Genomic DNA, 17,374 nt, shown 5'->3' with positions numbered 1-17,374 from the left:
GTTACGGCGCGTATTCCGCCTCGGTCAGCCGGACGACGAGGGTGTCCTCGACGTCTCGGAGATCGTACTCGGGCATCTCGCCGTCGGTTCGGCGGACGTACAGCGGCTCGACGAGGCGATACGTCGGCGCTGTGACGGCCGATCGCTCGGCCTCGCTCGAGTCGTCACCGGAAGCTGCCGTCCCAGCCGTCCCACCGTCGACCTCGTTCTCGGTCCCGGCAGCCGCGTTCGGACCGGAGCCAGTGTCCGGACTCGAGTCGGCGGCCCCGACATCGTCGGGCGACGCGGATTCCGGCTCGACTCGCTCGAGGCCGTAGATCTTGCAGAATTCGGCCGTCGCTGCGGGTTCGATATCGCCGTTTCGGAGCGCTTTGGCCAGCGGCCGCGAGAGCCACTCGTCGTCGCTAATGCTGGGCTCCTGTACGAGCGCCTCGTCGACGAATCGAGTCAGATACCAGTTGAGGTCGTTCAGCAGCGAGACGGCAGCGCCGACGCTGACGGTACGGACGGCGAGCGAGTTCTCGAACGGCCGCGCTAAGTCGTACGTCGCCAGCGCCTCGCGAGCCGTCTCGCGGGAGAGCAGTTCGTACTGGAGGTTGGTCCCGGCCTCGCCGATGAGACAGACGCGGGTCACTATATTGTGGTGGGAGCGACGGTGTAATGTCGGTTTCGGCTTCTAGATGGGATTCCCGATAGATCGGACGGTAGCCACAACGCGGCTCTCTCCGGAATCGCGACCGCATTGAAAGCCCCTGTCTCTCTCGAGTCGAGGGGCTCGCCGTGCGCTGTCCTCACTGCGTTCGGACAGTGCTCGCGTCGCCCGTCTTCCTCGAGAGAGCCAGCCCCTTTCAGTCCCACCCGGCGGTGGCTAGCTGAGTCAGCGACGAGCAGCGGGGACACGGGTGAGTCACAGTGTTAGGGTTCGACGAGTTCCGCCCGCTTTGCGGCCGCTTCGGCGCGCTCGAGCAGGTCGTCCGGCTCGGCCTCGAGCAGCGGTTTCAGCCGGGCGTTGGTTTCGACCTGATCGGGGGTGACGCGGTTGCAGCCGGCGTCCATCGTCGAGTCGGTGTAAGTACCGATTTCGCGGGCCTGAGCGACGATGTACTGTTTGTCTCGAGTCAGCAGCGGGCGGTGGATCGGGAGCCGGGTCGCGCGGCTGGTGACGCCGAGGTTCCGGATCGTCTGGCTCGACTTCTGGCCGGCGGCCTCGCCGGTGACGATGCCGTTGGCGTCGACGCGGTCGGCGAGCGATTCGGCGGCGCGGTAGAAAAAGCGCCGCAGCGAGAGCATGCGGCCCTGTTCCATCTCCCGGACGAGGAGGTCGATGGTCTCGCCGCCCGGAATTCTGTAGACCTGCATGTCGAAGTTCGGCGCGTACTCCGAGAGGAGTCGAACCGTCTCCATCGCGCGGGCCTCGTGGTCGATCCCGCCGTAGTCGCCGAGATCGACGTAGGCCGGGACGACCGGGCTGCCGCGTTTCATCATCTCGTAGGCCGCGACCGGCGAGTCGATGCCGCCGCTGACCAGCGCGATGACCGGCTCCTGGGAGCCGAGCGGGAGCCCGCCCGGGCCCTCGACCTGCTCGAGGTAGACGAAGGCGATGTCCTCGCGGACTTCGACGCCGAAGGTCAGGTCGGGATCGTCGAGGTCGACTTCGGGCTCGAACTCGTCTTCGACGGTCTCCCAGATCGCGGTCCCGGCCTCGCGGGCCAACTCCTCGCTGTCGTAGGGCAGACTCTTGTCCGAGCGGCGGGCGTCGACCGCGAACGTCCCGCCGTCGTAGTGCTCGCGGGCGGTCTCCTCGAGTACCTCGAGGATCCGCGCCTTCTCGGTGCTGACGGTCAGGGCGGGGCTGGCGGAGACGACGCCGAAGGTGTCCGCCGCGGCCGCGGTCGCATCCTCGACGGCCTCTGGGTCCGTGTGGATCAGCGGCCGGTTCCACCGGCGCTCGACCTCGCCGGGAACCGACCGCGCCGCGAGGAGGGCCTCGAGGTTCTCGACGAGGAGCCCCTCCATGTACCGCTTGACGGTGTTGCTCTTGGTGTTGAGGTCCCCGTGACGGATGAGGACCGTGTCGGCTCCCGGCGGGTGCATGAACTGTGATAGACGGCCGCGGCTATAAGGGGGTTACGAGGACGGTATCGGTTCGAGCCGCCGCGGAACGTCCCTCTGACGATTAGACGACTGATTCCTCGACCGTCGGACTCAGACGCCCCGTGTAGCTGTAGATGCCGGCGACGAGAACGACGCCGGCCACTAGCGGGACGACCGCGCTGAGGGCGTACAGCACGTCGAACCCGACCGTGTTGGCGAACGGCAAGGATATCAGCGGTCCGAGACCGCCGCCCACGTCGCCGAAGATGTTGTTCGTCCCCATCGCCCTGCCCATGCGATCCTCCGGCGTGAGATCCGCGAGCAGAGCCGTCAGCGGGCCGCCGACGCCACCCTGTCCCGCGCCGATCAGCCCGCAGGCGAGGACGACGGCACCGAAGGAGGGCGCGACCGTGAGGACGACGAACCCGGCACAGCTGGTCGCGAGGAAGGCGAGGAGAACGGGCATGCGCGCGCCGACGGCGTCGCTGATCTTCCCGCCGGAGACGGTAAAGACCGCGCCGGAGAGGGCCGACACTGCCATCAGCAGTCCGGACGTCCCCTGTTCGCCGTAGTCGATGCCGTAGCCCGCGAACTCGAGCGAGAGGGTCAGCGACTCGACCTCGAGGTACAGGACGAGCGTCGAGAAGAGCACGCCGATGTACGCGAAGTAGAGCCCGAAGTTGACCAGTCCGACGGTGAGCGCGGGCAGCGTCGTCTCGAGGTCCCACGGTTTGATCGACGAGTCGGCCGACTCGACGTGGGTCTCGGGGACGATGAAGAAGGCGATGACGCTCGCGAGGGCGGCAAAGGAGGCCGCGAGCACGAACGCGGTCACGTTCCCCCGGAGTTCGCTGACGATCCCGCCCAGTACCATGCCGGCGGGGAAGCCGAAGGTGATCCCGGCCCGCACGATGCCCATGCTCGTTCCCCGCGTGGTGGCCTCGCTGACATCGGCGGTGATCGTGTACGCCGTCGCGAACACGAGCGAACTCCCGATCCCCCACATGATCCGCGCGACGATGAACCAGACCTCCGGCATCGCGGACTCGATCGCGACGACGTAGCCGAAGGTCGCGAGCCCCTCGATCGCCAACCCGGCGACGAACGGTTTTCGTGTCCCAATTCGGTCGACCAACACGCCGGCCGGCCCGTTCGCGACCAGCCGGGTCCAGCGGTTCGCCGAGAGGATGACGCCGACCAGAAACGCCGAGATCCCCAGCACCTCGCCGAGGTTCGGCAGGATCGGGAAGACGACGCCGCCGCCGAAGCCGACGAAGAAGGTACTCGCGACGACGGCGTAGACGACGGGACGGGCGGTCGATTCGGAACTCGAGTCTGCCACTGGCGGTCACTTCGTTTCGATTCGTAACCCGGTACACCGGATGCGTTCTTGAGTATTCGGGCGGCACACTCGCTATGCCGGTTTCGACCATCGACTCGCGGTACCGGATCGGACCCGGACCCGTCTCGAGTCTCGAGGAAGCGACGTGTGCGTAGAAAAACAGCGGTTCAGAACGTCGACAGTTCGCCCTCGATCACGCTGCGCGTGATCTCGGTCACGTCCGCGAGTTCGCGGTCGACGATCGCTTCGACGTCGTCCTCGACGTCCGAGACCGCGACGCCCTCGTCGGTGACGACCTGCACGTCGGCGACGTGGGGCTGATCGATCGGCCGGCCGATCTGGGAGAGGAGTCGCACGCGCAGGTCGCGGATACCGTCGACCTCGCTCACGACGCCCTCGGCGATCTCCGTCGAGAGCAGGTTGTAGATCTTCCCGATGTGGTTGACCGGGTTCTTGCCGCTCGTCGCTTCCATCGACATCGAGCGGTTGGGTGTGATGAGCCCGTTCGCACGGTTGCCCCGGCCGACGGAGCCGTCGTCGCCCTGCTCGGCGGAGGTGCCCGTGACCGTGAGATAGATCGAGCCCTCGTCGTAGTCGTCGGCCGTGTTGACGTGCACGTCGACCGCGCGGTCGGTGTGCTCGCGCGCGACGCCGTCGACGAACTCGCGAACGGACTCGACGGCTTCGACGTACTCGTCGAGATCGGCGACGTGCTCGTCGACCATCGCCGCCGCGACGGTGACGTCGATCTCGTCGCCCTCGCGCTTGCCCATGAGCTTCACGTCCGGGCCGAGTTCCGGGTTTTCCTCGGCGTACTCGCCGTTCAGTCGGCGCTCGGCCTCGAGGACGATCTGTTCGGTCTCGGTCAGCGGCGCGTGGCCGACGCCGAAACTGGTGTCGTTGGCCATCGGGACGCTGACTTCGTCCTCGCCGAAGACCTCCTGGAGGTCGCCGCTGCCCTCGCCGAGTTTGACATCGACGACGATGTCCTCGCCGACGGTGAGCTGGGGAATGTTCGCCTCGAGGTACTCGCGGGCGGCCCGCAGCGCGATGGTCTCGGCGGGGATGGTCTGGCCCTCGTAGTGTTTGGTCGCGCGGCCGACGATCAGCAGATAGATGGGATCGATGACCTCGCCGCCGCCGAAGGCGGGCGCGGCCTCGCCCGCGACGAGTTGCGTCTCGTCGGTGTTGAAGTGCAGCACCTCGCCGACGCGGTCCAAGTACTCGCGGGCGAGCGCTCCCGCGACGCTCTCGGCGATCCCGTCGCAGATGGAGTCGGGGTGTCCGATCCCCTTTCGCTCGACGATTTCGACCTCCTGATCCTCGACCGCTTGCCGATCGATAGACTCGATTCGGATGTTCCGCTCGCTCATTGCCGGGACTTGACGGAGCGGAGTCCTATAACTTGCGGAAACAGATACGCCCCATAAAATGCTTGCAGGTTATTCGACACGACGGCTGCCGCGCGGGACTGGACTCAAGACTCGAGCAGCAGGCCGAGATACGAGGTCCTGAGCTGGTCGTCCGGATCGAGGTCCAATCGCTCGAGGACATCGTAGGCTCCGTCTCGAGCCGCCTCGAGGTCCGACTCGTCCTCGACCTCGGTCTCGACCTCGACGTACTCGCCGACGTCGTCGACCGAATCGAGGGTGACGGTGTAGCCCGCGAGCGAGAACCGCTCGCGCTCTTTTCGGACCGTCGCGGCGGCCTCGAAGCCGAGGTTCGTCAGGATCGCGTCAGTCTTCTCGCGGTCCGCAACGCTCGTCTCGACCTCCTCGCGGGTCTTCGACTCGTCGTCGACGAGCGGCCCCTTGTAGGTGACGCGGGTCTCGGCGTCGCCGTCCTCGGGCCGCTCCGAGCGGATCCGCAGCGCCTCGTCGGTCTCGGCGAACTCCCGATGGGGCGCGTCGTAGTAGGTGTCGACCTGCACGACCGCGCCCTCGGGCGTCGCCTCGAGCGCCGCGAGACGGTCCCGGACGACCGCGAGATCGGCGGGGACCTTCACTTCGACCTCGTACATGGGCGGGTGGACGGACGGCGGTCGTAAGTATCGGTCGCTCTCGCTCGAAAACGCGGTACTTAAATGTAGACGGCCGGACGTACCACGTATGACCGAGGAACAAGAGGCCGAGCTCGAGGAGCAGGCCGATGACGTCGATGAAGAAGTAAGCGAGGACGCAGCCGACGGAGCCGAGGGGCTTCAGGAGGGCGATTTCGTCGAACTCGAATACACGGCGTACACCACCGAAGACGAACAGCTGGTCGACACGACCGACCCCGAAGTCGCCGAGGAAGAGGGCGTCGACGACCAGGGACAGGAGTTCAAGCCGCGAACGATCGTCCTCGGTGAGGGCCACATCTTCGAGGGCGTCGAGGAGTCCATCATCGGCTCCGAACCCGGCGACTCCGGCACCGTGACGATCGCCGCCGAGGACGCCTTCGGCGAGTACGACCCGGACGACGTCCAGACCGTCAGCGCCGAGAAGATCGACGAGGACGACCGCTACCCCGGCGCGAACGTCACGATCGAGGGCGAGCAGGGCTACATCAGTACGATCATCGGCGGCCGCGCCCGCGTCGACTTCAACCACCCGCTGGCCGGCGAGGACGTCGAGTACGAGTACACCGTCACCGAGGAGGTCGACGACCGCGAACAGCAGGCCGCCGGCCTCTTCGAGATGTACCTCGGGATGGAGCCCGAGCTCTGGATCGAGACGGACGAAGTCGAGGAAGAGGTCCCCGTCGAACCCGACGAGGACGACGAGGACGCAGAGCCCGAGTTCGAGACCGAAACCGTCGAGAAGGAGACGCTCTATCTCGAGGCCACGCCTCAGATGACCATGAACCAGCAGTGGATGATGGGCAAACAGCAGATCGGCCAGGACATCATCGAGAAGGTCGGCGTCGACCGCGTCATCGTCCAGGAAGTCATCGACGGCATGGGCGGCATGGGCATGGGCGGTATGATGGGCGGCATGGGCGGTATGGGCGGCGGCGACATCGAGGAAGCCCTCGAGGACGCCGACGTCGATGCCGACGAGATCGTCGACGAACTCGAAGGCGCAGAGGAGTAACGCGACCTGCGGTCGACGGCACGGCCGGCGACCGGAACCTGCGCGGATCGACTTTTTCGCCCGCGAACCTGTACGCTCCGAGCGTCCGCGATGGTCGGCTCGACGAGCGAGGACGAGGCGAAGCCGGTGTCAGACACTGCGACCGCTCGGCTCAAACAGTGGCTACTCCTCGACGGCGACCGGTTCGTGATCGCCGCCGCCGTCGCGGCCGCGTTCGGGATCACGTACGTCGCCCTCTCGACCGCCGGCGTCGCTCCGATCGCGAACGGCCAGCCGCTGTTCTACGCGTTCAGCGGCTTGGTCTCGGGCAACTTCACGCTGATTACCGTCGTCGTCTCGATCAATCAGCTGTTGCTCTCACAGGAGTTGCAGTCGCCGGGCGAACTCGAGTCCGAAATCGAGGACACCGTCGACTACCGCGAGGAGGTCGAAGCGGTGTCGAACCGGACCGCGCCGGCGGAGCCGTCGGGGTTTCTCCGCCTCGTCGTCGAGAGCGCGCGCCGGGACGCCCAGCGACTCGGCGGAACGGCGATCGACGACCTCTCGGCGGACGGCCGCGACGAAGTCGACGAGATCGTCACGGACCTCACGAACGAGTTCGACCGGATCGACGGGCTCGTCGAGGAGTCCGACGCCGGGATCTTCAACACGCTCTCGACGATGCTCGAGACGAACTTCGCTCACGAGATACAGCGACTCGAGGAGTTCCGGCGCACATACGGCGACGAGCTGTCCGCGGACACGGACGAGGCGATCGACGACCTGCTGAATCGATTGCGGGAGATGGACATCGCCAGACAGTACTTCAAATCCGTCTACCTGCAGGTCGAACTCTCCCGCCTCTCGCGGTACCTGTTCTACGCCGGGATCCCCGCAATCGGCACTGCGATCGCCGCGCTGTTCGTGATGACCGCGGCGACGGGGCCGCCGTTCGGGCGGCCGGTCCGCGCGGTCGTCTTTCCGATCGCCGTGGCGGTCGGCGTCTTGCCGCTCACGACGCTCTTTGCGTACATCCTGCGGACGGCGACGGTCACCGAACGGACCGCCGCCATCACGCCGTTTACGACGCCGGAACAGGAGGTGTGACCGGCGGCGAGCGACCCGTGACGCCGCGACTCACGCGATGTCGCGGCTCGTGTCGATCGCCACTTCCTCCGTGAGCTCGAGTTTGATCGCGTCGGTCGGCTGGCTCCCGCCGCGGAACTTCGGAATCGTCAGGTGGTTCTCGAGTTCGGTGCCGGCGATCGCGGTCCGAAGATCGAAGACGGCGTCGGCGGCGTGGTAGGTCCGGGACCGGTTTTCGGGTTCGTCGTCGGCTTTCAGACAGTGGAGGACGGCGATGCTGCCGGTCTCGAGCATCTTCGTTTTGAGTTCGTTGAGGAAGGTGACGTACTCGTCCGTGTCGGCCCGCTCGAGGACGTCCATCGTGTCGATGATGAGGTTGGCACCGTCCGGGAGCGCGCCGATGAGCCGGGTCGCCTCCTCGAGCGGGTCGTCGCTGGTGACGTGTCTGACCGTCGGGCTGCCGACCGAGGACGGAGAGGTCTCGATGGCGTGGCGGACGGCGTCGTCGGAGCGTTCCGTCGAGAGGTAGAGCGTTCCGCGTGCGGCCGTGAGTTCGTAGAGGAGGAGTTCGGACTGACTGGCCGGCTCCGCGGTGTACGCGACGATACACCCCGGCGGAAGCCCCCCGTCGAGTTTCCGATCGAGCACGTCGATCCCCGTCTCTAGCCGACCGACCATACAATTGTGATCAATTGCTGTAGTGCCTGTATAACTCTTTGCCTTACGTTCACGGACACTGATACCACGGGGCGTTGCGGGCGTCGATCCACGGTTCGGCTTCGGTCTGCCCTGGGGCATCATCGAATGGAGAGATTCAAGGGGCACGCCACAGCCTACACGAACGAATGCGCCACGATCACCTCATCACGAGCAAACAACTCTCTCGGGGGAACATCGAGAACATCCTCGACCACGCGGCCGAGATCGACGACGATCCGTCGACCGTCGCCGACCGGCACGCGGAGACGCTGCTGGGCCTGCTCTTTTTCGAGCCGAGCACGCGGACGAAGATGAGCTTCGAAACCGCCATGAAGCGCCTCGGTGGCGATGTCGTCGACATGGGGCCAGTCGATTCCTCGAGCGTGAAGAAGGGGGAAACGCTCGCCGATACCGTCCGAGTCATCGAGGGCTACGCCGACGCGCTCGTCGTGCGCCATCCCAAGCAGGGCGCGGCGACGATGGCCAGCGAGTTCGTCGACGTACCGCTGCTGAACGCGGGCGACGGGGCGGGACATCACCCGACCCAGACGATGCTCGACCTCTACACGATCCGGGAAAACGCCGGACTGGACGATCTGACGATCGGCATCATGGGCGACCTGAAGTACGGCCGGACCGTCCACTCGCTGGCCTACGCGCTGACGAACTTCGACACCCGCCAGCACTTCATCAGCCCGGAGAGCCTGCAGCTGCCACGGGAAGTCGTCTACGACCTCCACCAGCAACAGGAGGGCGCGGGAATCCGCGAACACGACTCCCTCGAGGAGATCCTGCCCTCGCTCGACGTGCTCTACGTCACCCGGATCCAGCGCGAGCGGTTCCCCGACGAGAACGAGTACCAGAAGATCGCCGGCGAGTACCAGATCGACGCCGACACGCTCGAGGCCGCGAGCGACGACCTGACGGTGATGCACCCGCTGCCCCGCGTCGACGAGATCGCGCCCGAGATCGACGAGACCGATCACGCGGCCTACTTCGAACAGGCGCACAACGGCGTCCCGGTCCGGATGGCGCTGCTCGACCTCCTGTTGAGCGACGACAAGGGAATCTGGGGTGATGGCGATGAATGACGAACACGACCACCACGACGGCAATGCCGACCACGAACTGCGCGTCAGCAAGATCCGTGACGGCACCGTCATCGATCACGTCCGCGGTGGACAGGCGCTGAACGTCCTCGCGATTCTGGGCATCGACGGCACCAACGGTGAAGAGGTTTCGGTCGGGATGAACGTCCCCTCCGACCGGTTCGCGCGCAAGGACATCGTCAAGGTCGAGGGCCGCGAACTCAGCCAGGACGAGGTCGACGTCCTCTCGCTGATCGCGCCCGACGCGACGATCAACATCGTCCGGAACTACGACGTCGTCGAGAAACACCGCGTCGAACGGCCCGACGTCGTCGAGGGCGTGCTCTCCTGTCCCAACGCCGGCTGTATCACGACCGGCGACGAGCCCGTGACCTCGCGGTTTTCGGTGCTCGAGGACGGCGTTCGCTGCTCGTACTGCGAGACGATCGTCCGCGAGGAGATCGCGTCGTTGATCGATACCTGAGTCGGATGAGCGCGGCGCTCGAGGTCGGATTTTCACGTCGGGACGACTATCCAGAATAGCTAAGTGTTTGCCGACGCATTCTCCACTCGTACATGTCACGTACCGTCAAAGTCGTACTCGCCCTGTTCGTCATCGCCGTCCTCTACAAGGTCGCCTTCGGCGGCTCGTCGGACGTCGAAGTCGACTTCGAACCGACCGAAGAGTAGCGCTCGATTCCGAACGGCTTACGGGGACGGCGGCGTACACTGAGCTATGTACGGCGTCGTCACTCGTAACGCCGAAGAAGTACGGTGGCCGGAGTTCGACCGCGGCTTCTACGAGGTCAAAGACGTGACCGGCCGGTCCGCCGAACCGATCGAAGACGGGGTGAACATGGTCTCCTGTTTCGGCGACAACGCCGCCGCCGACGCCGACCCGTCGCTGCTCCCCGTCGACGATATGGGCCGGCCGGCCGACCGCGAGCGATCGTACTTCGACTGGGCCTATATCTGCCCTTCCCGAGAGGACTATCGGGAGGGTCTCTTCGAGATCATCGACGACTGCGTCGCCGCAAACGAGGACGTGCGCCTCGACGACATCGGCTTCCCCCGCGCGGAGTACTGCCGCTGTGGCGTCTGCGAGCGCGAGTTCGAACGGAGCGAGTACGACGACCGCATGGAGTGGCGGGCCGGCGTCATCACCGAGTTCGTCGCCGAAGCCGCCGACCGCATCCCCGGAACGGTCTACATGACGCTCTACCCCGATCCCTACCCCGGCCACCTCTACGAGCGCGCCGGGATCGACCTCGAGGCGATCGAGGAGTACGTCGACGAGTTCGTCGTGCCGCTGTACGACACGGCCTACGGCACGACCTACTGGCTCGAGACGATCGCGAAGGGATTCGAGAGCGCGCTCGAGACGCCGTTCGATATCGAGTTGTACGCGGTCAACGTCGACGTCGACAACCTAATTCACGCGGTCGAAGTCGCCCAGGAGTACGCCAACGGGGTCTTCTTCGGCTACGAGGCGAGCAACGGGCGCGCGGCGCTGCGCCGGATGCGAGCCGACGAACGCGACGGCGTGACACACGGCAAACCGGACTCCGGCGCGGACGGCTGAACGCGACCCGCCGATCTGACGAAGGTTCTCAGTCCGCGAAACTGTTCCTAAGCGGATATTACGTCGGTGTACAGCGATCTTATCGCCGATTACTCGGCGATAGCGCGGTCGCCTCGCCGGGCCGCGGCCCCCGGCAGCGACCGCCGGTTACGGGCGATTGGGCTCGAGCGATCGGTTGCAACTGACGACGACCTTTATTTGCGTCTCGGTCGCTCTCTGTCGTGACCGAGGATCGACGACGCCGGCCGCGGATCCTCAGGTGACACAGATGAGAGACCGACAGACCCAGCAGTCCACCGAGACGGACACGGAGCGGATGGCGGAATCGACGATGAACCAGAGCCAGCAGGCCATGGAGCAACTGATTGATCTCCAGCGCAACATGGCCCGGATGACGCTGAGCGCGCTCGAGTGGCAAGAGACCGCCCAGCAACAGGGCCTCGAGATGACGAAATCGATGCTCGAGAACGCGCCGGGCCCGCAGTTCACCGAGTCGATGATGGAGAGCTATCTCCAAGGGATGGAGGCCGTCATGCCGGAGATGGAGCAGGTGATGGAACGGGGCATGCAGGCCGCCGCACAGCCCCAGATGAACCAGATGGGGAGTCGAATGCAGGGGATGGGAGAGCAGATGAGCGGTCAGTCTCGGACGACCGAGCAGGGGATGAGCCAGCGCGGTCAGAGCGGCGGGATGGGCGGCCAGCAGATGGGGAGCCACCAGCCCGGCGGCCAACAGATGGGGAGTCAGCAACGCAGCGGCCGACAGATGAGCGGGCAGGGACCGCGAACGCAACCGCACACACAGTCGCAACCGCAGCAGTCGCACGCACAGATGGGCGGCCAGCAGGGATCGAGCGGCCAATCCCGGTCCCAGCAGTCACAGCAGCCCCGCGAGTTCCAACAAACCGGGGAGTGGGTCTCGCCGGACGAGTACGGCGGCGAATCCGCCGGTGCGACCGGCTACGAGCAACAGCCGATGACCGCCGCGCCCGCTCACTCTCGAGGGGACGACTCCCAGCAGTTCGGACAGCAGTCCCAGCAGGGCGGCCGCCAGTCCCAACACGGTGGTTCCCGGTCACAGCGCGACTCCCAGCGAGCGTCGCCCTCCGGCCAGTTCGAGCAGGGCCACCAGCAGGGACGGCAGACGCAGCCGCAGGGATCACAGCCGCAGTCCGGGACGCCACGGGGCTCGAGCCAGCAGAGCGGGCCGTCTCAAACTGGCGACCAGTCTCGACGCGGCCGAGAGTACGACCAGCCGACGACTCGAACCCAGTCCGCTCCGGGACAGACCGATCAGGGACGGCTGCGCGATCAGTACTCACAGCGGATCGAGACCGACCGGCAGGAGGGTGGCGAACGGAACCGACCGGCCACGCGGGACGCCCAGCAACGCGGCGGGCAGTCGCCCGCACAGGGCACCCAGCGCCGCGACTCCGAGGCGACCGATCGCGACCGGAATCGTGGCGAGACGGGCCCGCCCGAACGGCGCGCCATGGAAGAAACGGACATCACGTCCGAGCAGCCCCAGTCGAACGACGGCGGCCGCACCGACGAGGAGCGCACGAATCAGGAGTGATCCCCGTCTCAACGGGCTAACACCGCGCTGACCCGCCGCTCGAGGGGTTGTTGGGAGGGTGCAGTGTCGTCGAAACAAAAACGGATTCCGGTCGCAGCCGCGGCAGTCGACTCGAGGGGGACTGAGAAGCGGTATTACCGGGTGTTGCTGCCGGTACGGGTATCGTCGTCATCGTCGCTTAGCAGCCCATCGTCGTCATCACCGTCGTTGTCGTCACCGATGAGGCTGTCGTCGTCGTTGTCGTCACCGATGAGCCCATCGTCATCGTTCGTCCCGCGACGATCATCGGTATCGTCGCCGATCAGGCTGTCGTCGTCGTTCGTCCCGCGTCTGTCGTCGTTGTCGTCGCCGATGAGATCGTCGTCGTTGTCGTCACCGATCAGGCCGTCATCGTCGCTGGTGCCGCGTCTGTCGTTGCTGTCGTCGCCGATGAGGCTATCATCGTCGTCGCCGAGCAGTTCGTCGTCGTCATCGTCGCGGATGACGCCCTCGTCGTCGGTGCCGCTGATATCGTCCTCGTCCCGATCGATTCCTCGATCGGTGTCCGTGCCGGTGCCGGCGGCTCCGGTCGTTCCGGTGTCGGACATCCCGGTTTCGGTGTCGGTGCCTGTGTCTGTCATCCCGGTTTCGGTGTCGGTGCCTGTGTCTGTCATCCCGGTTTCGGTGTCGGTGCCTGTGTCTGTCATCCCGGTCTCGGTGCCGGTGCCGGTGTCGGTCATCCCGGTTTCGGTGCCGGTATCCGTCGTTCCGGTCTCCGTTCCCGCGCTGCCACCGGTCGCTCCGGTTCCGCTCCCGGAGAGATCGCTCTCGAGGTGGATTTCGTCGTCGGTCACGCGACCGACCGCCTGATCCTGGAGCGGATAGGTCTCCTCACCGCCGCCGCCCCAGCCGAGCGCCGCCTTGATCGTGTCCGTAATGCCCGGATCCGGTTCGACGTGTGCTGTACCCTGCTGGACGTCGGCAACCATCCCGACCTCCTCACCGTCGGCGTTGACGACGTGCTTGCCGATGTCGTCGTCGGTAAACTGTGGGGACATTGCACTTTTACTAACGGTATATCCCCGCAAGGCCGTGGTGCTTGCTGGTGCTTGCGGACGTGTCCGGTGGGTGACTAATACGCCGAGCGCTACCGTCCAGCTACTCGAAGTCCGGGTCCCGATCCTCGAGGAACGCGGCGACGCCTTCCTCGTGGGCCTCGGACGTGCGGGCCTGTGCCTGCAGCAGGTTCTCGTAATCGAGCGCCTCGTCCCACGAGCGGCTCATGTTCTCGTGCATCGCCTGTTTCATCATCCCGATCGTGGCCGTTGGCCCGTTCGCGAGCCCCGCGACGGTTTCGGCGACCCGATCGTCGAGTTCGTCGGCCGGAACCGCTTCGTTGACCAACTCGAGGTCGGCCGCGCGATCGGCGTCGAAGAATTCGCCGGTAAAGGCGAGCCGTTTCGCGGCCCGCAGCCCGACGATGTGGGGCAGCATGACGGTCCCGCCGGTGTCGGGGATCAGCCCGACCCTGACGAACGCACAGGAAAACGTCGCGTCGTCGGCGGCGAACGCGAGGTCCGCGAGCGCGACGATCGAGAGCCCCGCGCCGATGGCGTCGCCGTTTACCTTCGCGACGATCGGCACCGGACACTCGAGCATCGCCTCGACGACGCGGCCGAAGGTCTCGGTGACCTCCTCGTAGGCCGCTTGCGACGACTCCGGGGTTTCCGCCAGCGACTCGAGGTCGCCGCCGGCGCTGAACGCCGTTCCCTCGCCGGTGATGACGATCGCGTCGTACTCGTCGGGCGTCGCGGCTTCGATCGTCTCGGCCAGTTCGCCGGCCGTCTCGGTCGTGAGGGCGTTGCGCGCGTCGGGTCGGTCGAACCGCAGCCGCAACACGCCGTCGTCGGTGTCGATCTGCATACCGGAAGGAACGGAGGCCCGGCTCTTAACGGTCGGCGGTCCGCGAGCCACACGGCATCGGGATCCGTTTGCTGGCTCGAGCGGCCGCTTCCGACCGGCGATTCGACTCACTGTCGGTCGAGTGGTCGCCGAAAAGCATCGAGTCTAGCCGGTGGACGGGCCGTCGGTGTGCGGTCGCGAGTTAGTTCGTCGGGATCGGCGGCGCGGCGGTGTCCTCTTCGGTCACGTTGAGTTCGGACGTGACGAGCGCGCGGTAGGCCCGGCGCAGGCGTTCGGAGAGCGCCTGATGGGAGATACCGAGTTCCTCGGAGAGCTCCTGCATCGAGACCTCGCGGGGGATCTCGAAGTAGCCGTGATCGATCGCCGCGACCAGCGTCTCGTACTGGCGGGTCGTCAGGCCGCACTGGGAGTGGGTCTCCTCGGCCAGATCGAACAGCCGGACGATGGTCGGCGTCACGTCGTTGTTATCGAGGCGGTCGTACAGCGAACTCACGCTCTCGCGGTCGACCACGCGGACGCTGAGCAGCCACGTGCCGTTCGAGGCCGAGGCGCTCAGGACCGTCCCCCCCTCCTCGAGGATGATCTCGAAGGGGTCGACGGTGTCGGGCTCGAACTCGATGTCGTAGAGCCAGCGGTCCTCGTCGCTGCTGATCTGGGAATACGTCCCGATCGCACCGGCCTCATCGAGCGCGTCCTCGATCTCCGGCTGGGACGGTCCCGACAGCCAGAGTCCGTGGCCGCTCGAGGCGATTACCTGCTCCATTTCGCACGCCAGAGAGGGAACGGCCTCGAACAGCTCGCCGGTTCCGGTTCCGTCGGCCGGGATCTCGATGTCTGCGATGGATGTCATGAGTCTCATCTATGGATATGGCGACAACGTCCATAACCCCACTTCCAAAGCACTTAGAAGCGGTTTGAGCGAATTACACGCGTTCTGATCGGTTCGATTGCGGGAGCCGCGACAGCGTCGCGGACGCGGCGGGTTAGCGTCGACGGGGCGTCCCGACCAGCAATTGGACGGCGAGGACGACGATCGCGGCGACGGCGAGAAGCGCGAGCGCGATCGGGACGATGGCGTCGATCCCGCGGGCGATAAACGAGACGCGGATCTGGGTGGGCATGGTCCGCGGGGTGTAGGCGACCATCATCGTCGCGCCGAACTCGCCGAGCGCCCGGACGAACGTGAGGACGATCCCGGCCGCGATGGCGTTGCGCGCGAGCGGCAGCGACACCAGCCGGATCGTTCGGAGCCGTCCGTACCCCATCGTCCGCGAAGCCTCCTCGAGCCGCGGATCGACGCCGTCGAAGCCCGCGCGGGCGGTGACGACGAGAAACGGCGCGGCGACGAACGTCTGTGCGAGGACCACGCCGGCGCGGCTGTCGGTCAGCGGCATGCCGAGCGCGGCGGCGGCCGCGCCGACGGGCGTGTACCGTCCGACGACGGTCAACAGCATCACGCCGCCTACGATCGGGGGGACGACCAGCGGCAGCAAGACGACGGCTTCGACCAGCCGCTTCCCGCGGAACGAACCCCGCGAGAGGACGTAGGCCAGCGGAACGCCGAAGAGTGTCGCGATAGCCGTCGAAACCGGTGCCGTCACCAGCGAGGTCCGGATCGCGTCCCGAACCGTCGGATCCGCGAGCCCGCCGAGAACGTCGACCGTCCGCATTCGGGACAGAAAGACCGCGACGGGGACGACGAAATACGCGAGCAACACCGCGCCGAGCAGCACCGGCACGGCGAGTCCGCTTGAGAGTCGCTCGAGGTCCGCGTCGAACCGGGACGCGCCCGCGGTCGACTCCGCTGGCTCGCGGTCGCTGTCGCGATGGCGGTCGCGGCTCTGAGTTCGGTCCCGATCCCGATTCCGATTCGAGCTCCGGTCCCGATTCGGGCCCCGATCCGTGCGGCTCACAGGTCGATCCCCTCCGGCGGATCGCCGTGGAATCGGGGCAGCGAGTCGTCGACGCGCAGTCCGTGGTCGGCGAGCAGGTCGCCGTTCTCGAGGAGGAACGAGACGAACTCCCGGCCCGCGTCCGGGTCGTCGGCGTCGGTGCGGACCGTCGCGTTGTAGACGACCGGCGACCCCTCGACCGTCTGGCCGTCCGCGGTGGTGTAACTCGCCCGCGCGTACCGGTCCGCGGACGCGGGGTCGCCGAAGTTGTAGGCGTCGTCGAGTTTCCGGACGGCGACGTCGCGCTCGGCGGCCATGTTGCCGTAGGCGACCGCGCAGGCTCGCGTGTCGTTCTCGAGTCCGGCGAGCAGTTGCGGCTCGTCGGCGACGCGGGCGACCCGGTCGGCCATCGCGTCGCGAAAGCCCTCGAGGCCGTATTCGCGCTCGGCGAGTTCGAAGAGGAGAAGCGCCCGGTAGCCGAGGGGGTCGAGGTCCGGGTCGCTGATCGCGATCGCGCCGTCCTCGGCGTCGGCGAAGACCTCGTACCACGGCTCGCCGTCCGCGAGTCGCGCGCCCGGCCCCGTCTCCGGCGCGTAGGCGATCACGACCTCGTTGGCCGCGAACTCGACGTCCCAGTCGGCCTGCGCGGGATAGAGCCGCTCCCGCAGGAGGTCGACGTCGGCTCCGATCACGACGTCCGGATGCTTCGTCCCGTCCGCGACCAGCCGCAACACGGCGTTCGTCCCGTAGTATTCGCCCTCGTATCCCAGCCCCGACTCGGACTCGAAGGCCGGCCCGACGCCGTCCTCGAGGGCGACCGCGAGACTGCCCGCGGCGAGGACGCGAACGCCGTCGGTGCCACCGAGACAGCCCGCCGCGCCGACCAGCCCCGCCGTGAGTCCGCCCGCCGCGACGAGCGCGTTCCGCCGACTCCAGCGGGTCGGTCCGGCGCGGTCGTCGCGACCGTCGCGACTGTGCATACGTCCCGTTCGATCTCCGGCATAAATACAACTGGTTTCGGTTCCTATATTGTGGGAAGATAACCGAATGTGGTTACTCG

17 protein-coding genes are annotated in these 17,374 nt (G+C 66.6%); 6 read left to right on the top strand and 11 right to left on the bottom strand.

Features of this window, described 5'->3' with window-relative positions; all coding sequences use genetic code 11:
• Window position 1: 1 nt before the first annotated feature.
• The 5 genes from ACT4ML_RS18055 to cyaB form a co-directional block, all read right to left on the bottom strand.
• A complete protein-coding gene (locus tag ACT4ML_RS18055; RefSeq protein WP_444722110.1) occupies window positions 2-634 on the bottom strand; it encodes a DUF5804 family protein in 633 nt (210 codons plus the stop codon).
• 281 nt (window positions 635-915) lie between these two features.
• Complete coding sequence (locus ACT4ML_RS18050) at window positions 916-2,094, bottom strand: tRNA sulfurtransferase (RefSeq protein ID WP_444722109.1); 1,179 nt, start codon at window positions 2,092-2,094, stop codon at window positions 916-918.
• 82 nt (window positions 2,095-2,176) lie between these two features.
• Window positions 2,177-3,436: an MFS transporter gene (locus tag ACT4ML_RS18045; protein WP_444722108.1), complete on the bottom strand. Its 1,260-nt coding sequence runs from the start codon at window positions 3,434-3,436 to the stop codon at window positions 2,177-2,179.
• A 167-nt stretch (window positions 3,437-3,603) separates the two neighbouring features.
• Window positions 3,604-4,809: a methionine adenosyltransferase gene (locus ACT4ML_RS18040; RefSeq protein WP_444722107.1), complete on the bottom strand. Its 1,206-nt coding sequence runs from the start codon at window positions 4,807-4,809 to the stop codon at window positions 3,604-3,606.
• 104 nt (window positions 4,810-4,913) lie between these two features.
• Window positions 4,914-5,456 (bottom strand): class IV adenylate cyclase, encoded by a 543-nt coding sequence (gene cyaB / locus ACT4ML_RS18035; RefSeq protein ID WP_444722106.1) that lies wholly within the window; start codon window positions 5,454-5,456, stop codon window positions 4,914-4,916.
• Window positions 5,457-5,544: 88 nt separating this feature from the next.
• On the opposite strand from cyaB, the gene ACT4ML_RS18030 reads away from it, so the two are divergent.
• Together ACT4ML_RS18030 and ACT4ML_RS18025 are read left to right on the top strand one after the other, a co-directional pair.
• Entirely contained in the window at window positions 5,545-6,510 is a 966-nt protein-coding gene (locus ACT4ML_RS18030) for an FKBP-type peptidyl-prolyl cis-trans isomerase (protein WP_138245387.1), read from the top strand.
• A gap of 90 nt (window positions 6,511-6,600) precedes the next feature.
• A complete protein-coding gene (locus ACT4ML_RS18025) occupies window positions 6,601-7,596 on the top strand; it encodes a hypothetical protein (RefSeq protein ID WP_444722105.1) in 996 nt (331 codons plus the stop codon).
• A 30-nt stretch (window positions 7,597-7,626) separates the two neighbouring features.
• Here the strand turns inward: ACT4ML_RS18025 and ACT4ML_RS18020 are convergent, their stop codons facing one another.
• On the bottom strand, window positions 7,627-8,253 hold the full coding sequence (locus ACT4ML_RS18020; RefSeq protein WP_138245385.1) for an RAD55 family ATPase: 627 nt from the start codon (window positions 8,251-8,253) through the stop codon (window positions 7,627-7,629).
• A gap of 167 nt (window positions 8,254-8,420) precedes the next feature.
• On the opposite strand from ACT4ML_RS18020, the gene pyrB reads away from it, so the two are divergent.
• From pyrB to ACT4ML_RS18000, 4 genes are all read left to right on the top strand, one after another.
• The gene (gene pyrB, locus ACT4ML_RS18015) at window positions 8,421-9,365 is read left to right on the top strand and encodes an aspartate carbamoyltransferase (RefSeq protein ID WP_444722104.1); all 945 of its coding nucleotides are present in this window, start codon (window positions 8,421-8,423) and stop codon (window positions 9,363-9,365) included.
• Window positions 9,358-9,846 carry an aspartate carbamoyltransferase regulatory subunit gene (gene pyrI, locus ACT4ML_RS18010; protein ID WP_444722103.1) on the top strand — a complete coding sequence of 163 codons (489 nt, stop codon included), beginning with the start codon at window positions 9,358-9,360 and terminating at the stop codon, window positions 9,844-9,846. The genes pyrB and pyrI overlap by 8 nt, the downstream gene beginning before the upstream one ends.
• Before the next feature lie 252 nt (window positions 9,847-10,098).
• Window positions 10,099-10,944 carry a hypothetical protein gene (locus tag ACT4ML_RS18005; protein WP_444722102.1) on the top strand — a complete coding sequence of 282 codons (846 nt, stop codon included), beginning with the start codon at window positions 10,099-10,101 and terminating at the stop codon, window positions 10,942-10,944.
• A 268-nt stretch (window positions 10,945-11,212) separates the two neighbouring features.
• Entirely contained in the window at window positions 11,213-12,520 is a 1,308-nt protein-coding gene (locus tag ACT4ML_RS18000; protein ID WP_444722101.1) for a hypothetical protein, read from the top strand.
• Between the two features lie 134 nt (window positions 12,521-12,654).
• Here the strand turns inward: ACT4ML_RS18000 and ACT4ML_RS17995 are convergent, their stop codons facing one another.
• The 5 genes from ACT4ML_RS17995 to ACT4ML_RS17975 form a co-directional block, all read right to left on the bottom strand.
• Complete coding sequence (locus tag ACT4ML_RS17995; RefSeq protein WP_444722100.1) at window positions 12,655-13,557, bottom strand: hypothetical protein; 903 nt, start codon at window positions 13,555-13,557, stop codon at window positions 12,655-12,657.
• A 100-nt stretch (window positions 13,558-13,657) separates the two neighbouring features.
• Window positions 13,658-14,422, bottom strand: coding sequence for an enoyl-CoA hydratase/isomerase family protein (locus ACT4ML_RS17990; RefSeq protein ID WP_444722099.1), 765 nt, complete (start codon window positions 14,420-14,422; stop codon window positions 13,658-13,660).
• A 181-nt stretch (window positions 14,423-14,603) separates the two neighbouring features.
• Complete coding sequence (locus tag ACT4ML_RS17985; protein WP_444722098.1) at window positions 14,604-15,272, bottom strand: helix-turn-helix domain-containing protein; 669 nt, start codon at window positions 15,270-15,272, stop codon at window positions 14,604-14,606.
• Window positions 15,273-15,405: 133 nt separating this feature from the next.
• Window positions 15,406-16,335 (bottom strand): ABC transporter permease, encoded by a 930-nt coding sequence (locus tag ACT4ML_RS17980; RefSeq protein WP_444722097.1) that lies wholly within the window; start codon window positions 16,333-16,335, stop codon window positions 15,406-15,408.
• Window positions 16,332-17,294, bottom strand: a complete 963-nt coding sequence (locus ACT4ML_RS17975) for an extracellular solute-binding protein (protein ID WP_444722096.1) — start codon at window positions 17,292-17,294, stop codon at window positions 16,332-16,334. The genes ACT4ML_RS17980 and ACT4ML_RS17975 overlap by 4 nt, the downstream gene beginning before the upstream one ends.
• Between the last annotated feature and the right edge of the window lie 80 nt (window positions 17,295-17,374).

It is taken from the genome of Natrinema sp. LN54 (genome assembly GCF_052439245.1).
Classification (GTDB): Archaea; Halobacteriota; Halobacteria; order Halobacteriales; family Natrialbaceae; genus Natrinema; species Natrinema versiforme_A.
The sequence above is the reverse complement of the archived record's forward strand: the minus strand, read 5'-3'. Positions and strand labels throughout refer to the sequence as shown.

Coding starts and splice junctions, on each gene's coding strand:
- ACT4ML_RS18040 (WP_444722107.1), bottom strand. CDS start 4,809: ATGAGCGAGCGGAACATCCGAATCGAGTCTATCGATCGGCAAGCGGTC.
- ACT4ML_RS17975 (WP_444722096.1), bottom strand. CDS start 17,294: ATGCACAGTCGCGACGGTCGCGACGACCGCGCCGGACCGACCCGCTGG.
- ACT4ML_RS18000 (WP_444722101.1), top strand. CDS start 11,213: ATGAGAGACCGACAGACCCAGCAGTCCACCGAGACGGACACGGAGCGG.
- ACT4ML_RS18050 (WP_444722109.1), bottom strand. CDS start 2,094: ATGCACCCGCCGGGAGCCGACACGGTCCTCATCCGTCACGGGGACCTC.
- ACT4ML_RS18025 (WP_444722105.1), top strand. CDS start 6,601: ATGGTCGGCTCGACGAGCGAGGACGAGGCGAAGCCGGTGTCAGACACT.
- pyrI (WP_444722103.1), top strand. CDS start 9,358: ATGAATGACGAACACGACCACCACGACGGCAATGCCGACCACGAACTG.
- pyrB (WP_444722104.1), top strand. CDS start 8,421: ATGCGCCACGATCACCTCATCACGAGCAAACAACTCTCTCGGGGGAAC.
- cyaB (WP_444722106.1), bottom strand. CDS start 5,456: ATGTACGAGGTCGAAGTGAAGGTCCCCGCCGATCTCGCGGTCGTCCGG.
- ACT4ML_RS17995 (WP_444722100.1), bottom strand. CDS start 13,557: ATGTCCCCACAGTTTACCGACGACGACATCGGCAAGCACGTCGTCAAC.
- ACT4ML_RS18020 (WP_138245385.1), bottom strand. CDS start 8,253: ATGGTCGGTCGGCTAGAGACGGGGATCGACGTGCTCGATCGGAAACTC.
- ACT4ML_RS17990 (WP_444722099.1), bottom strand. CDS start 14,422: ATGCAGATCGACACCGACGACGGCGTGTTGCGGCTGCGGTTCGACCGA.
- ACT4ML_RS17985 (WP_444722098.1), bottom strand. CDS start 15,272: ATGACATCCATCGCAGACATCGAGATCCCGGCCGACGGAACCGGAACC.
- ACT4ML_RS18005 (WP_444722102.1), top strand. CDS start 10,099: ATGTACGGCGTCGTCACTCGTAACGCCGAAGAAGTACGGTGGCCGGAG.
- ACT4ML_RS18030 (WP_138245387.1), top strand. CDS start 5,545: ATGACCGAGGAACAAGAGGCCGAGCTCGAGGAGCAGGCCGATGACGTC.